Source organism: Xanthomonas axonopodis pv. maculifoliigardeniae (genome assembly GCF_041519315.1).
GTDB classification, from domain to species: Bacteria; Pseudomonadota; Gammaproteobacteria; order Xanthomonadales; family Xanthomonadaceae; genus Xanthomonas; species Xanthomonas euvesicatoria.
Genome location: NZ_CP167998.1, coordinates 2,526,576 through 2,541,125 on the forward strand (window position 1 = coordinate 2,526,576; position 14,550 = coordinate 2,541,125).

At 66.2% G+C, this 14,550-nt stretch carries 13 protein-coding genes; 10 read left to right on the top strand and 3 right to left on the bottom strand.

All coding sequences use genetic code 11. The annotated features are described in order from the left end of the window. Nucleotides 1-2: 2 nt before the first annotated feature. Nucleotides 3-623 carry a hypothetical protein gene (locus ACDH77_RS11010; protein ID WP_008577922.1) on the top strand — a complete coding sequence of 207 codons (621 nt, stop codon included), beginning with the start codon at nucleotides 3-5 and terminating at the stop codon, nucleotides 621-623. A 209-nt stretch (nucleotides 624-832) separates the two neighbouring features. On the opposite strand, the gene ACDH77_RS11015 is transcribed toward ACDH77_RS11010, so the two are convergent. Then, nucleotides 833-1,756 (bottom strand): LysR family transcriptional regulator, encoded by a 924-nt coding sequence (locus ACDH77_RS11015; RefSeq protein ID WP_218488428.1) that lies wholly within the window; start codon nucleotides 1,754-1,756, stop codon nucleotides 833-835. Nucleotides 1,757-1,871: 115 nt separating this feature from the next. Between ACDH77_RS11015 and ACDH77_RS11020 the strand changes: the two genes are divergently transcribed. The 5 genes from ACDH77_RS11020 (at nucleotide 1,872) to ACDH77_RS11040 (ending at nucleotide 6,971) form a co-directional block, all read left to right on the top strand. After that, complete coding sequence (locus ACDH77_RS11020; protein ID WP_372353455.1) at nucleotides 1,872-3,002, top strand: YeiH family protein; 1,131 nt, start codon at nucleotides 1,872-1,874, stop codon at nucleotides 3,000-3,002. Nucleotides 3,003-3,184: 182 nt separating this feature from the next. Continuing rightward, nucleotides 3,185-4,096 carry a helix-turn-helix domain-containing protein gene (locus ACDH77_RS11025; protein ID WP_057682190.1) on the top strand — a complete coding sequence of 304 codons (912 nt, stop codon included), beginning with the start codon at nucleotides 3,185-3,187 and terminating at the stop codon, nucleotides 4,094-4,096. Between the two features lie 132 nt (nucleotides 4,097-4,228). Then, nucleotides 4,229-5,410 carry a cytochrome P450 gene (locus ACDH77_RS11030; protein WP_372353456.1) on the top strand — a complete coding sequence of 394 codons (1,182 nt, stop codon included), beginning with the start codon at nucleotides 4,229-4,231 and terminating at the stop codon, nucleotides 5,408-5,410. A 9-nt stretch (nucleotides 5,411-5,419) separates the two neighbouring features. Then, nucleotides 5,420-5,728 carry a 2Fe-2S iron-sulfur cluster-binding protein gene (locus tag ACDH77_RS11035; protein WP_008577916.1) on the top strand — a complete coding sequence of 103 codons (309 nt, stop codon included), beginning with the start codon at nucleotides 5,420-5,422 and terminating at the stop codon, nucleotides 5,726-5,728. A 22-nt stretch (nucleotides 5,729-5,750) separates the two neighbouring features. Continuing rightward, the gene (locus ACDH77_RS11040; protein ID WP_031422923.1) at nucleotides 5,751-6,971 is read left to right on the top strand and encodes an NAD(P)/FAD-dependent oxidoreductase; all 1,221 of its coding nucleotides are present in this window, start codon (nucleotides 5,751-5,753) and stop codon (nucleotides 6,969-6,971) included. A gap of 156 nt (nucleotides 6,972-7,127) precedes the next feature. Here the strand turns inward: ACDH77_RS11040 and ACDH77_RS11045 are convergent, their stop codons facing one another. After that, nucleotides 7,128-8,018, bottom strand: coding sequence for a LysR family transcriptional regulator (locus tag ACDH77_RS11045; RefSeq protein WP_008577914.1), 891 nt, complete (start codon nucleotides 8,016-8,018; stop codon nucleotides 7,128-7,130). A gap of 109 nt (nucleotides 8,019-8,127) precedes the next feature. Here ACDH77_RS11045 and ACDH77_RS11050 point away from each other — a divergent pair, with 109 nt between their 5' ends. The 4 genes from ACDH77_RS11050 (at nucleotide 8,128) to ACDH77_RS11065 (ending at nucleotide 13,442) form a co-directional block, all read left to right on the top strand. Beyond that, nucleotides 8,128-9,699 (top strand): proton-conducting transporter membrane subunit, encoded by a 1,572-nt coding sequence (locus ACDH77_RS11050; RefSeq protein ID WP_008577913.1) that lies wholly within the window; start codon nucleotides 8,128-8,130, stop codon nucleotides 9,697-9,699. Between the two features lie 27 nt (nucleotides 9,700-9,726). After that, nucleotides 9,727-12,108, top strand: a complete 2,382-nt coding sequence (locus tag ACDH77_RS11055) for a YbcC family protein (RefSeq protein WP_031422924.1) — start codon at nucleotides 9,727-9,729, stop codon at nucleotides 12,106-12,108. Nucleotides 12,109-12,705: 597 nt separating this feature from the next. After that, entirely contained in the window at nucleotides 12,706-12,909 is a 204-nt protein-coding gene (locus ACDH77_RS11060) for an aldo/keto reductase (protein ID WP_008571370.1), read from the top strand. Further along, entirely contained in the window at nucleotides 12,906-13,442 is a 537-nt protein-coding gene (locus ACDH77_RS11065; RefSeq protein WP_008571369.1) for an aldo/keto reductase, read from the top strand. Before ACDH77_RS11060 ends, ACDH77_RS11065 begins: the two co-directional genes overlap by 4 nt. 162 nt (nucleotides 13,443-13,604) lie before the next feature. Here ACDH77_RS11065 and ACDH77_RS11070 read toward each other — a convergent pair whose 3' ends face one another. Next, a complete protein-coding gene (locus tag ACDH77_RS11070; RefSeq protein ID WP_008571367.1) occupies nucleotides 13,605-14,510 on the bottom strand; it encodes a LysR family transcriptional regulator in 906 nt (301 codons plus the stop codon). Between the last annotated feature and the right edge of the window lie 40 nt (nucleotides 14,511-14,550).

Sequence of the window (14,550 nt, forward strand, 5' to 3'; positions counted from 1 at the left end):
CCATGTCCACTGAATTCCGTCCGCTGATCGAGATCCTGCGCGAGCTCAAAGCGCTGGCATTGAAGAAGGCGTCCGGCTTTCTGTTCATCGTCACCGAGGAAAACCACTCCTGCATCGTCCGCATCAACAGCGGGCAGATCGAAGAAGTGGTGTTCCGCATGCTGCGCAATGACGAGGCGGTGCAACGCCTCACCATGGTCAACGCGGCCAAGGCGCGCTTCCAGGCCGACCCCGGGGCCGGCCTGGGCAAACCCTCGCTGTTGAGCGACGACTCGCGGCAGTGGTTGATGGGCGGTTTTGAACAGGATCTCGGCGGCGCACCGTCGCCGGTGCGTGCGCCGGTTGCCCCGACACCGGCTCCTGCCGCAGCTGTCGCAAGCGCGAGTGCGGCGCCGGTCGCCAGTGGCGACAACGCCGGGCCCGACGAGCGCGTTCGCAGTGCACTGGAATCGGTCGCATTGAACTACCTCGGCCCGATCGCCGGCATGCTGTGCGATGAAGCCTGGGACGCCTCCAGCGACATCGAGCAGGTGCTCAGCCAGCTCGCCGCCAACCTGGCGACACCCCAGGAAGCACAGAAGTTCATGGCCGACGCCCGCGTGGCATTGGCCAAGGTTCGCTGAGGAGCATCTCAGTTCGGCTCCTGCATCAAGGCCGCGCACTGCGCGGCTTTTTTTTGTGGGCGCGGCAAGGGCGCCGGCCATGCGTTGCAACATCAAGCCACGTCGAGGAAGGCCGAACATCGGCTATGCGTTGCTGGTCTGCGAGGCGTGCGCAGTGGCCAGCGTGACGATAGATCATGGCATCCGACCCAGGCTCGGCCTGTCGGCTATCAGCAAACGTGCAGCTCATGCAGATCGCAATGCGCCACGAAGCGCTGCAGATTGCCCGACAGACGTTTTTGCCGGTGCTGGATCCGGTAGAAGCGACGGGTCAGCCGCGGCAAGGTGGTCTGCAGAATCACCAGCCGGCCCAGCGTCACCAGGTCCTGCACCGCGCACAGCGATAGGCAGGCCAGTCCCAGTCCTTCTGCCGCCGCCTGCTTGATCGCCTCGGTGCTGCCCGGCTGCAGGTCGCTGTGCAGATGATGCAGGTGCGGCAGTAAGACCTGTTCTACCGCCTCGCGCGTGCCGGAGCCGGGCTCGCGAAGCAGCCAGTGCGCCTGTCGCAAGGCCTTCAACGGAACCCGTGCCTGCATGGCGGCCTGCGCCACTGCATGCGTCGGTGCCGCCACGATCACCAGCTCGTCCTGTCGCCAAGGCACGACCTGGAGGTCTGCCTCATGGCACGGGCCTTCGATCAAGCCGATATCCACCTCCAACCGGCTCACCGCGGCGGCCACCTCGCGTGTGTTGCCGATGACCACGTCCACCGCCGCGCCCGGCCACGCGCTTCGATAGCTGGCAATCAGCGACGGCAACACATAGTTGCCGATGGTGGTGCTTGCCCCCACGCGAAGACGCGTGAGCAACGGCGCAGCCGCGGCAGCGGCACTCCCAAGGCCGAACTGGCCTTCGATCTGCTGCACGCCATCGAGCACTGCCCTGGCCTGCGGCAGCAATGCACGGCCATTGTCGTTGAGCATTAAACGCTTGCCGATGCGGTCGAACAGCTGCGCGCCGAGCAGGCTCTCCAGTTCATTGAGCGCACCGCTGGTAGCCGACTGCGATAGCGCCACACGCTCTGCGGCCGCAGTAGTGCTGCCGGTATCGGCCACGGCCGTGAAGATCAGGAGCTGCCGCAGGGTCAGGCGCATGGAGCTATCGATTACCTGTTTTATCGCTAGGTTATAACGAAATTATCCGTTTGTTGGATAGTTCCGGGCAGTCCACAGTGCGCTCCTGCCTGCCGCACGTTGCGATGAAACCACCATGTACAGCACTCCTGCCCCACTCAACCTTTTGCAAGGCCATGCCGCTGGGGCCACCCGGCGCCTGCGCCAGTTGGTGCCCGGTCTTGCATTGACGGGCCTGCTGGCTGGCGCGTCGATGCAGCTGGGCAAGATCGGCGGGCTGCAGGCCAACGGCGTCAGCGCGCTGACCCTGGCCATCCTGCTCGGCATGCTGGCCGGCAACACGTTCTATCCGCGCCTGGCTGCGAACGCCGACCCGGGCGTGCGTTTTTCCAAGGCCACCCTGCTGCGGCTGGGCATCGTCCTGTACGGCCTGCGCCTGACCTTCCAGGACATCGGCAACGTCGGCTGGACTGGTGTTGCCATCGACGCGGCGGTGCTGTGCAGTACCTTCGGCCTTGCCTGTTTCGTTGGCATGCGCGTGTTCGGCCTGGACCGCACCACGGCGATGCTGATCGGTGCGGGTAGCTCGATCTGCGGTGCAGCCGCCGTGATGGCCGCCGAACCCGTCGTCCGCGGCCGCGCCGAACAGGTGATGGTCGCGGTGGCCACGGTGGTGGTGTTCGGCACGCTGGCGATGTTCCTGTACCCGGTGCTGTATCACCTGGTCGCGCACTCCCGCGGGTTCGCCCTGTCGCCGGCGGCATACGGCGTCTTTGCCGGTTCCACCATCCATGAAGTGGCACAGGTGGTCGCTGCGGGTCGCGCCATTGGCGAGCAGGCCGCAAATACCGCAGTGATCGCCAAGATGGTGCGGGTGATGCTGCTGGCGCCGTTTCTTATCGCCCTGTCGGCCTATCTTTCTCGAACCAGGGGACAGCACGCAGATCCCTCAAAGTGCGATGGCGGTACCGACCAGAACGCGCGCACGCAGCCCGGCAGCGTCGTGATGCCCTGGTTCGCGCTTGGGTTCATCGCGGTTGCTGGACTCAACTCGCTGGCGTTGCTGCCACCGACGCTGGTGCACCAGGCGATCGACATCGATACCGTCCTGCTGGCGATGGCCATGGCCGGCCTGGGATTGACGACGCACGTCTCGGCCATCCGCAAGGCCGGCATCAGGCCGCTGGCGCTTGCAGCCATTCTGTTTGCATGGCTGGTTTGCGGCGGCTTTGCCCTCAATGTGGGCATCACCGCAATGTTCCACTGACGTGGAATTCTTGATGGGTGCATCCCATCACGGCATGTGGATCTCACCCCCGCGGAATCAGCCAGCCGCTCGCCAACCTGCAGATTGATGCGCCGCAAAACGACAGGGGCGCAATCGCGTGCATCATCTTGCGACCCGCCCCGGGTCAGCCAGCCGTTGCTTCCGTTCCGGAGGACGTCGCCATGCCAACCACCGAGCTGTTCGACACCACGGCGATCCAAGCCGGCGCGCGCCTGCGCTATTGGAAAGACCTGGTAAGAACGGCCTTCGACAACATGGAGATCGAGCCGGCATCGCAACGCTTCTGCGCGCGCATGCAGAGGCGAGGCTTCGGTTCGATGCACCTGACCACCGTCGAGTCGACTCCCGTGGCGATCGATTCCAGGCGCAGCAGCAACTACGATGGCGTCTACCTGATGCGCAACGAGCATGGCAGCTGCGACGTCTATCAGCATGGCCGGCAGGCGCGTTTGCAAGCCGGCGAACTGGTCGTGTTGCGCGCGCGCGATCCGTATCGCATCGAATGCAGCCGCGATCACCGCACACGCGTGCTCTACCTGCCCGGCACCGATCTGGCCGATCAGTTGGCTGCGCAGAGCGCCACCGCTTATCGCGGCGCACAGTTCCAGTTGCTCGGCAATTTCATCGCGCATCTCGATCACCTCGGCGCCGGGCAGCACGTTTCGACGCTGCTGACCACCGCCTGTGCCCTATTGGCGCTGACCTGGCCTGCGGCTGCCGGCACGCATTCGGGAAGGAGCACCGCGCTCACCTGGCAGGCGCGCCTGCGCCAGCATGTGCATCAGCATCTCGCCGATCCGGGGCTTGGTGCGCAGAGCATCGCCCAGCATTTCGGCATCACGCCCCGCTATGTGCAACTGCTGTTCGCTGCCGCGCACACCTCCCTCGGTGCGTATGTGCTCGAACAGCGCCTGCAGTGGGTGGCCGAGCGCCTGCGCGATCCGGTCGCCGCGCCCATCGGCGAGATCGCGCTGGAGGCGGGCTTCAGCGACGTCTCGCATTTCTGCCGCTGCTTCCGCAAACGCTTCGGCAGCAGCGCACGTGCCTACCGCAACGGCGCAAACGCCGGTTAGCGTGCAGCGCCGGATGCCGATTTCGCTCCTGGTCAAGTTTGCTTCGTCGCTCGCCAAGCGCTGCCGCCGTCGCGCTCTCTAAGCTGCGCGTGCCCATGTCGGGTACGAACCACCAGCCGGAGGCGGCACCGCATGAATGCCTTGAGTCGCATCAGCAGCGATATCGATCTGTTTACCGACGACGCGTTGCACGACCCCTACCCGCTCTATGCCGAACTGCGCAATCTCGGGCCTACCGCCTACCTGCGCACCTATGACCTCTACTACCTAGGCCGCTACGAGCAGGTGCGCAAGGCGCTGATGGATTGGCAGACATTTTCGTCCGCGCAGGGCGCCGGGCTCAATCCGGTCATCAACAAGCAGTGGGAACACGCGCTGATCTGCGTCGATCCGCCCATGCACGGTGGCACCCGCAAGCTGTTCACCGAACGTCTCGGTCCACGCCATCTGCAGCACGTCCAAGACACCATCCATCAACGCGCCGACGAACTGGCAAGAAGCCTGCAGCAGCGCGAGCAGTTCGATGGCGTACGCGACGTCGCCCACGACCTGCCGGTCAATGTCATTTTCGATCTGATCGGATGGCCGGAAGAAGCGCGCGGCGAACTGGCGGCGCTGGCCGCCGGCTGCTTCGATGCCTGTGGCCCGGACTCCTTACGCATGCGCGCGGCCCTGCCACGCCTTGAAGCGATGCGGGCATTCGTCGCCGACACCTACGACCGCGATCGGCTTACGCCCGGTGGCTTCGGTTCCACGGTCGCCGCCGCCGGCAAGCGCGGCGAGATCCCGCGCGAAGCGGCCATCGGCCTGATGGAGGGCTATGTGATCGCCGCCTTCGACACCACGATCAATGCCATCAGCAATGGGCTATGGCAGTTCGCGCAACATCCCGAGCAGTGGGAAAGGTTGCGCCAGGATCCGGGCAAGGCACCTGCCGCCTTCCAGGAGATCGTCCGCATCGAAAGCCCGCTGCAGCACCTCTCGCGCGTGACCACCCGCCAGGTCGATCTGGGCGAAGGTGTCGTGCTTCCCGCAGGCGCGCGGGTGATCGTGAGCTATGCCTCGGCCAATCGCGACGAACGCCATTATCCGGAACCGGACCGCTTCGATATCGAGCGCAATCCCGTCGATCACCTGGGATTTGGGCTGGCGACGCACAATTGCGCAGGCCAGGCGCTCGCCAAGCTGGAAGGGATGGCCACATTCGCAGCGTTGGCCCGCTACATCGACCACTTCACGCTGACCGGGCCGGTGCAACGCATTCCCAACAGCATCACCCGTGGGCTGTCGCATCTGCCCATGCGCGCGCACTAGGAAGCGACCATGCCCACCATCACCTACATCGAACCGAGCGGCGAGACCGTGGCGGTCGACCTCGCGCCGGGATGGACCCTGATGCAAGGGGCCATGCATCACGGCATCGATGGCATCGAAGCGCAGTGCGGCGGCTCCTGTGCGTGCGCCACCTGCCATTGCTACGTGGAGGCCGGCGGCCAGGACCTGCCACTGCTGGACATGGAGGCCGGCATGCTCGACAGCGTGGCGGCCGAACGGCGCAGCAACAGCCGCCTGGCGTGCCAGCTCGTACCGACATCGGACATGACCGTACGCTTTCCGGATCGGCAGACATGAGCCTGCGCACGGCAGGTGCGCGATGAGCGGCATGGTCATCGTCGGTGCGGGTCAGGCGGGCCTGCAGACCGCCGAATCCCTGCGCAGCGGCGGCTATACGGGCTCCATCGTCTTATTGGGGGACGAGCCCTGCGCGCCCTATCACCGTCCACCGCTTTCCAAGGGGTTTCTGCTTGGCGAGGTGAGCGACACCCAGCTGTACATTCGCGCACCCGAGGCCTTGAACCGCAAGGGCATCCAGTGGCATGCCAGCGCCCGGGTGATGCGCATCGAACACGCCACCCGCACGCTGCACCTGGATGACGGCAGCACCCTGGGCTACACGGGGCTGTGTCTTGCCACCGGCGCACGCGCCCGCCGGCTGGAGGTCCCAGGCGCCGGGCTCGGCCATGTCTGCATGTTGCGCGACATGGCCGACACTCGCGCGCTTGCCGCGATCCTGCCGCACACCTCGCAGGTGGTGGTGATCGGTGGCGGCTTCATCGGGCTGGAATTCGCCTCCATCGCCAGGCGGCTCGGCAAGCAGGTCGTTGTGCTGGAGGCGGCCGATCGGCTGATGGCGCGCGTCGTCAGCCCGCAACTGGCGGACTTCTTCCTTCGCCTGCATCGAGACAACGGCGCGACCATCGAACTGGGCAGCAACGTCCGCGCATTGAGCGGCAGTCGCGGCGTGGTGACTGCCGTCCACACCGCAGACGGGCGCGTGTTTCCGGCAGACCTGGTCGTCGTCGGGATCGGCGTCATCCCCAATGGCGAACTGGCCCAACAGGCCGGACTGGCTTGCGATCGCGGGGCATTGATCGTGGACGCGTGCGCACGCAGTAGCAGCCCCGGCATCGTCGGTGCCGGCGACTGCACGGTGCGGCAGCGGGCAGGCAGCGGTTTGCTGCGGCTGGAGTCGGTCCAGAATGCAATCGAACAAGCCAAATCCGCTGCCGCCTCACTGCTGGGCGAGCACCGCCCCTACCCTGCGTTGCCCTGGTTCTGGTCGGAGCAGTACGAGGTCAGGCTGCAAATGGCCGGCTTTGCCGCAGGCCACACGCAGGCGGTGGTGCGCGGCGACCTGGCGACCAGCACGTTCTCCCTCTTCTACTACGTCGATGGCGAACTCTGCGCCGTGGACTCGATCAATCGGCCACAGGATCATCTGGCGGCCCGCAAGCTGCTCGAACTGGGACGCTCGCCGACGCCGCAGCAAGCCGCCGACCCCAACTTCGCGTTGACCAGCCTCATCCCCGCCTAGCAATGCGGCTGGTCGATCCGGCTCGAGCCCGCGCGCCTGCGCTTCGGCGGTGCGGCTGCACGCGCGCCTTGCGTTCAAGACCGCACTGCAGCGGCTTGGCGCCCCCTGTCAATGCATGGGTCTGCATGCCTGCCCGCAGATGGCAACCGAGCGGCATTACGGGCTGTCTGGCCTGGTCGAGGGCTGCAGCAGAAGCCGGAGCAGAGGATTCGGGAAACGTCGCGACATGGTCACCGCATGGAAGGTCTCCACGATGTCCGGCAATTGATCGCCTTCCATCAACGCGCCAGCGGCGATCTCGTCCTTGACCACGATCGGCGGAAGAACCGCCAGGCCGATGTCCTCGCGGGCAAGCAGTCGCATCATCGCCATGTCCTCCACTTCCGCCACGATCTGCGGCCGCACGCCCAGCCGGTCGGCCAATGCGTCGAAGCCGATGCGCACGCTGCTATCCACCGTCGGCAGGATGATGGGGTGGCTGCGAAGGCGGTCAGCGAAGCTGGCCGCATGGCCCAGGCGATCCGGCGTCCCCACCAGGCTGACCGGGTACTCCGCGAGCCGGTGAGTGACGAAGGGGGACAGCGCGTCGCCGGCAGGTGCCCGATTCAGCAGCACCACGTCGAGATTGAGCGCCTCCAGTGCGCGCAGCAGTTCACCCGCGCTGCCCGAACGCAAAATGAGGTCGATGTCGGTGCGGCCCAGCAGCGGCCGCAGGAATTCCATCTGGAAGTTGCGCGACAGCGTGGCAAGCGAGCCGACCCGCAGCGCCTGCCGCGCCGCACCTGTCTGCCGCAGCGTGCCGAGCAGTTCATCGCCGGTGGCAAAAATCGCATCGGCATGGTCGAGCACGATCTGTCCGGCCTCGGTCAGATGCAGTTGTCGCCCGCGGCGTTCGAACAGCGCATGGCCCAGGCGCTCCTCCAGCTTGCGGATTTGCACCGAAAGCGCCGACTGGGTGAGGTTGAGACGCTCGGCAGTACGGGTGAGGTTGCCGTCGTGCGCGACCGCCCAGAAGTAGCGCAGATGGTTGTAGTTCAAGGCGGCCATATCATTCGATAATAACGAACGAATCTGCAAGAACAATGAATTTTTATTCAACCCCACCGATCGCTATCGTGGCGCGGCCCGCCACCACGTTCGTTCTTAGGGGATTGCCTTGTCGCTCTATCTACTCCCGCTGTTCGCACCACTCCTGTTGCTGACCGCCGCTGTCGTCGCCTTGGGGCGCGGCGGTCGGCCTCCACTGAAGATTCCCCTCCTCGCCGAAGGCGCCGCGCTCGGCGCGCTCTGCATCGCGATCGCATCGCTGGCGCTGGTGCTCCTGCGAGGAACCGGCGCCAGCCCGCTGATCGGATGGGGCGATATCGGCCTGTCCGCGCGGCTGGACGCGGTCAGCGTGACGATGCTCCTGCTGGTGGCCTTCGTTGGCTGGATCGTGGTGCGGTACGCGCGCACCTATCTCGACGGCGAGGCACGCCAGGGCTATTTCACCGGCTGGCTGTGCATGGCGCTGGCAGCGGTGCTGCTGCTGGTGCAGGCCGGCAACCTGGTCCAGGTCGTCATCGCCTGGATCGCCACCAGCATCGCGATGCATCGCCTGCTGCTGTTCTACCCCGAGCGCGTCGAGGCGCAGCGCGCCGCACGCAAGAAGCGCGTGTTCTCCACCACCGGCGGTATCGCCCTGACCTGCGGCGCGGTGCTGATCTGGAAAAGCATGGGCACGACCGATATCGCCACGATCAATGCGCTGGCCGCGCGCGGGCAGCACTCCTGGGCGCTGGTCGCGGCGGCCGCCCTGATCGCACTCGCGGCGGTTCTGAAATCGGCGCAATTCCCGACCCACGGCTGGCTCACCGAGATGATGGAAGCGCCCACGCCGGTATCGGCCTTGCTGCACGCCGGCGTGGTCAACGGCGGCGGCTTCCTGCTGATCCGCTTTGCCGACCTGATGCTCGCCGCCCCCGGCGTGCTCGCCGTGCTGGCCATGCTGGGCGGGTTCACCGCCTTGTTCGGCGCGCTAGTGATGCTGACCCAGCCGGCGGTCAAGACCTCGCTGGCCTGGTCCACGGTCGCGCAGATGGGATTCATGATGCTCCAGTGCGGTCTGGCGCTGTTCCCGCTGGCCCTGCTGCACATCGTGGCGCACTCGCTCTACAAGGCGCACGCGTTCCTGGCCTCCGGCGGCGCGGTCGAGCAAGTGGCGGCCATTCGCCGGCCCGGGCCGGTCGCCGTTCCGAACGGGTCGGCGGTCGGCCGCGCATTTTTGATCGCACTGGCGATCTATATCGGCATCGGCACTGCCTTCGGGTTCACCTTCGGCTTCGAGCACAAGTCGCCACAGGCGCTGGCACTGGGCGCGATCCTGATCTTTGGTGTCGCCTACCTGCTGGCCCAGGGCCTTGCCGATGCCGCGCCACGCCCTCTCACCCGCAGGACGGCGATCTACGCCAGTGCCGCAGCGATCGGCTACTTCGCGCTGCAGACCGCTGCCGAATGGCTGACGGCCGGCGTGCTGCCGGGCACGCCCGCACCGGGGCGGCTGGAGTGGACGCTGATGACGCTTGCGGTACTGAGCTTCGGGCTGGTGGCGGTGGCGCAGGCGCTGTTCCCGCTCTGGGCCTCGCACCCCGCGGCCGCCGGGCTCCGCGTCCACCTCTCCAATGGGCTGTATGCCAACGCCACGATCGATCGCCTGCTCGGCGGCTGGTCCATTCGCAAGACCTCCTGAACCCCTTCACCCCAGGCCCCCACGCTGATGACCACCACGCCCACCGCCATGCCTGTGTCCCTGTCCCACGATGTGATCATCGCCGCCGCCCAACGTGCGGCACGCGCCATCCCGCCGCTGTGGCCGCTCGCCTCCAGCGTTGCGGTCAACCCCTTCCTCGGCCAGGCCAGCGAGCCGCTGGAAATGGCGGGGGCGCGACTGCGGCGCGCGTCCGGTATCGCGATCACCATGCCGCGGTCCTGGTATGCAGAGCGGCTACAGTCCGGCCAGATCGCCGAGCAGGATCTGCAAGCCGCCTTGCAGAACGCGCCGGCAGCCCTGCGGCCGCCGAACTTGCCCGCACTGAAACAGGCGGTCCAAGCCGCACGCCCTGCCCCGCAGGCGCTCCCCACGGTCGCCGAGCTGGCCCGCGACGCGGATGCGGTCGACTGGCCCGGCATCGTCAACGAGCGCATCGGTCACTGGGCAGCCGGCTATTTCGACCAGGGCCAGGCGCTCTGGGCGGTCGGCCAGTCCGGTGGCGCCTACAGCACCTGGCGGATCATCGCGACCCACGATCTGACTCCGGAAATCGCCGGCCTGGCAGGTTTCGCACGGTATGTGGCGGAGGCGCCGGCCAATGCCGAAGACGCCATCGTCGACTGTGTCGCTCGCCTGGGACTTTCGCAGGACGCACTGGACGGTTATTTCCACCGCTTGCTGACCACGTTGGGCGGCTGGGGCCAGCTCGCCCGGTATCGGCTCTGGCAGGCAGAGTTGAGCGGCGCAACCGATGCATGCGTCACCGATCTGCTCGCCATCCGCCTGCTCTGGGAAGCCGCGTTGCTGGGCAACGGCGGCTGCACGCTGGTGCCTGGCTGGCAGAGGGCCGTTGCCGCCTACGCCGAGCCGGTCGCTGCAACGTCGGACGATGTCATCGACAGCATCCTGCAGGAAGCGGCCGAACGTGCCGCGCAGCGCAAGCTCAACGCCGTGCTGGCCGCGCCATCGCCGGCCCAGGTCGCATCTGGGCGTGTGAAGCTGCAAATGGCGTTCTGCATCGATGTGCGCTCGGAAGTCTTCCGCCGGGCGCTGGAAAGCCTCGATTCGGGCATCCAGACCCTCGGGTTTGCAGGGTTTTTCGGCTTGGGCATCGGGCATCGCCGGTTTGCCTCGGACGTGGTCGAAGCGCGCCTGCCCGTATTGCTCACGCCAGGTGTGACCACCTGCGCGGGAGATGCAACGTCGTCGGCAGCCGCCTCCGACCTCAGCGCACGGATCGCGGCACGTGCCAAGCGCGCCTGGGGCCGCTTCAAGCTGGCGGCCATTTCCTCGTTCGCCTTCGTCGAGGCCACCGGCCCGATCTACGTTGCCAAGCTGCTGCGCGACGGGCTGGACCTGGAGACCCGGCTGACCATGGCCACGCGCATCCTCAAGGCGATGTCGTTCACCGGCGGCTTCGCCCGGCTGGTGGTACTCGCCGGCCATGGTGCGAAAGTGGTCAACAACCCTCATGCGAGCGCGCTGCACTGCGGCGCATGCGGCGGCTATTCGGGCGAAGTGAACGCGCGGTTGCTCGCCTCGCTGCTCAACGATAGCCAGGTGCGCGCCGGTCTTGCCGCACGCGGCATCGTCATTCCCGCCGACACGTTATTCCTGGCTGCACTGCACGACACCACGACCGATGCGGTCACCCTCTACACCGCCGATCACCCTTCGCCCGGGCATGCCGACGATCTCGCCCAAGCGAGGCAGTGGCTGGCCGCAGCCGGGGCGCTGGCGCGCGGGGAACGTGCCGTGCGCCTGCCCCGCGCGCATCGCAGCCAGGACATCGCACATCGTGCCCGCGACTGGGCCGAGATTCGCCCCGAATGGGCACTTGCCGGCTGCCAGGCCTTCATCGCCGCACCGCGCTCGCGCACTGCCGGGCGCGATCTGGCCGGACGCGCCTTCCTCCACGACTACGACTGGCGCTACGACGACGGCTTCGGCGTGCTGGAGTTGATCCTGACCGCACCGGTCGTCGTCGCCAGCTGGATCAGCCTGCAGTACTACGGATCCACCGTCGCGCCCGAGAGTCTTGGTGCCGGCAACAAGCTGCTGCACAACGTCACCGGCGGCATCGGTGTGGTCGAGGGCAACGGCGGGATCCTGCGCACCGGGTTGCCGTGGCAATCGGTGCATGACGGCCAACGCCTGACCCACGAGCCGCTGCGGCTCTCCGTGCTGATCGAAGCACCGCCCGAAGCGATCGCCACCATCCTCGAACGCCACCCGCAGGTCCGCGCCCTGTTCGACAATCGCTGGCTGCACCTGTTCGCCCTGGACGACGAAGGCCGCATGGCGCAGCGCTATGCAGGCGACCTGCGTTGGGAGCAGAACGCCAGCGGCGCACGCAGCTGCGATCACTCCGTGCCGATGCTTGCATGACACACACTCGCCTACCCCGCCACCGGACCGGAGGCGGGAGGGCAGGAAGTGGATTTTCTCCAAGCCAACGAAAACCCCGCCGGATCGGATCAACACCTTGGAATGATGGGTTGTCCGCCGGCAATGGCCGAAAGCAGCTGAGTTCGTTCAACCCCATCCTCGGCAGAGCTCCGAATCCACATCCTTGAAGAAGTGGCCGTGATGGGCATAGGCCTCTGCCGTCAGCAGCACAGGTCTTGCATTCGTGGGAGATACAGCGAGCCGGCCGGGCAGCGACAGGCTAACGTCAGTGTCTCGTACCACGGCAGCTTTCAATATTCGCTTGGCAGACGGCACGCGTGAGATTGTTGCGGGTGCACTCACCAGCATCTCCGTCTACCGACAGGATGGGAACGCCGTGTCCGGCGCCCCTGCGCATCCCTGCGTGGTCAGCAGGCTGCCGAAGCGGAGCAGCGAGAAGGCGTCGAACAGGGTCCATGCCTGGCCGGTGGATGATGAAATGCGTCGCTTCGATAATGGATTGGAGAGGGCTGCCGCTCGATAATGTGATCTCCCCGTGTCCTGCGATCCTCTTCCCTACGGCAGCGAGGACCTCTCATGCACTACGCCCAGTTTGGTCGCACCGGTCTTTTCGTGTCGAAGTTCTGCCTCGGCGGCATGACCTTCGGTGGTGCCACGACGCCTGCGGGTGCAGCCATTGGGCGCCTGTCGCAGCAGGAGACGAACGCCATCGTCGACCAGGCCCTCGATGCCGGCATCAACTTCATCGATACAGCGGACGTCTACGGCGGCGGCGATTGACGCGGTGCGCCTCCCTTCAGGCCTACTACTCCATCGCGGGGCGGGACATCGAACATGAGCTGGTGCCTGCGGTCATGGATGCACAGATCGGCCTGCTATGTTGGAGTCCGCTGGCCGGCGGACTGCTCTCCGGCAAGTTCGATCGCCATGGTCACACAGACAACACCGCGCGCCGCGCGTCGATCGCCTTTCCGCCGGTTGACGAAACACGGGTGCACGACATCATCGACACCTTGAAGACCGTGGCCGCGCGGCATGACGCGACCGCTGCCCAGATCGCGCTCGCATGGCTGCTCTCTCGTCCGGCGGTCACCAGCGTCATCGTCGGCCTCAAACGCCCCGAGCAACTGACCGAGAACCTCGGAGCGCTGGAACTGACGCTTTCGAGCGAGGACCTGGCCGAACTCGACCAAGTCAGCCGACCCGCTGCCGCATACCCGGGTTGGATCCAACGCTATAACGCCAGAAGCCGGGTTCCAGCCGGTCATGCATTCGAGGGACCGAGTTGGAGCCTTGGCGAGCGTCCGCTCTAGCCCGACCTGCCTGCGTCTGGAGCGGACGTGGTCCGGGCCTAGACGGCGAGAACGCCACGGAGCAGTGAGAAGGATGGCAAGTCCGGGATGCAGCTCCAACACGGAGAGGTCGGCGCACCATCCACAAGTTCCAGGACTAGACGCACGTGATGCCGAAGCGGGCTACGCAAGCCGTCCGGCCGTGTAGTCACGTGCCAGCGCGATGAAGGCCTGGAAGGCCGCAGAAGAATTGCGCCGGTTGTAGTAATACAGGCACAGCGGCGCGAGCGGCGGCGTCCAGTCTTCGAGGATGCGCACGAGCCGCCCTGCGGCGATGTCTTCGCGGATATCGGCCTCCATGAAATAGCCGATCCCCACCCCATTGGCCACCGCGATCCGCGCCAGCGATGCCTCGTCGAGCGTGATCGGTCCCTGGACCTCCAGCTGCAGCTCTTCACCGCCCTTCTCGAACCGCCACCGGAGCAATGTGCCATCAGGAAGCCGCCCGCGAACGCAGGGGTAAACGAGCAGATCCTGCGGCACTTTCGGGATAGCCCGGTTTTCGAAGAAGGCGGGAGAGGCAGCCACCGCCATGCGCCGCCTCTGCCCCAGCGGTATGGCGATCGCGTCGCTGGGCACCAGATCGGCACTGCGCACGGCCAGATCGAAGCCCGCCGCCACCACGTCAACCAGTCGCCCCTCGGTGACGATGTCGACATGCACCAGCGGATAGCGCTGCAGGTAGCTCAACACCAGCGGCGCCATGATCTCCCGCGCGGCGGTGGCAAAAGCATTGATGCGCAAGGTACCGGATGGCGTCTCCTGATGGGAGCGCACCGCGTTCAGCGCATTCTGGATGCCCTCGAAGGCAGGCTTGATGCGGTCGACGAACATCCGCCCCGCATCGGTAAGCGAGACGCTGCGCGTGGTGCGGTTGAACAACCGCACGCCAAGGTCTCGCTCGAGCTTGCCTACCGCGCTGCTGATAGCCGTGGTTGACATGTCCAGTTCCAGTGCCGCCGCACGAAACGAGCCGCAGCGCACGATGGCGAGAACCGCTTCAAGCTCGATCAGCGAATGACGCGTCATTATCCCGCTTTCCGTGATACTCCATGCGCCTTTATCTGGC

What these genes read in the sequence shown, in the direction of transcription:
- ACDH77_RS11010 (WP_008577922.1), top strand. Translation starts at nt 3, where the DNA reads ATGTCCACTGAATTCCGTCCGCTGATCGAGATCCTGCGCGAGCTCAAA.
- ACDH77_RS11015 (WP_218488428.1), bottom strand. Translation starts at nt 1,756, where the DNA reads ATGCGCCTGACCCTGCGGCAGCTCCTGATCTTCACGGCCGTGGCCGAT.
- ACDH77_RS11020 (WP_372353455.1), top strand. Translation starts at nt 1,872, where the DNA reads ATGTACAGCACTCCTGCCCCACTCAACCTTTTGCAAGGCCATGCCGCT.
- ACDH77_RS11025 (WP_057682190.1), top strand. Translation starts at nt 3,185, where the DNA reads ATGCCAACCACCGAGCTGTTCGACACCACGGCGATCCAAGCCGGCGCG.
- ACDH77_RS11030 (WP_372353456.1), top strand. Translation starts at nt 4,229, where the DNA reads ATGAATGCCTTGAGTCGCATCAGCAGCGATATCGATCTGTTTACCGAC.
- ACDH77_RS11035 (WP_008577916.1), top strand. Translation starts at nt 5,420, where the DNA reads ATGCCCACCATCACCTACATCGAACCGAGCGGCGAGACCGTGGCGGTC.
- ACDH77_RS11040 (WP_031422923.1), top strand. Translation starts at nt 5,751, where the DNA reads ATGAGCGGCATGGTCATCGTCGGTGCGGGTCAGGCGGGCCTGCAGACC.
- ACDH77_RS11045 (WP_008577914.1), bottom strand. Translation starts at nt 8,018, where the DNA reads ATGGCCGCCTTGAACTACAACCATCTGCGCTACTTCTGGGCGGTCGCG.
- ACDH77_RS11055 (WP_031422924.1), top strand. Translation starts at nt 9,727, where the DNA reads ATGACCACCACGCCCACCGCCATGCCTGTGTCCCTGTCCCACGATGTG.
- ACDH77_RS11060 (WP_008571370.1), top strand. Translation starts at nt 12,706, where the DNA reads ATGCACTACGCCCAGTTTGGTCGCACCGGTCTTTTCGTGTCGAAGTTC.
- ACDH77_RS11070 (WP_008571367.1), bottom strand. Translation starts at nt 14,510, where the DNA reads ATGACGCGTCATTCGCTGATCGAGCTTGAAGCGGTTCTCGCCATCGTG.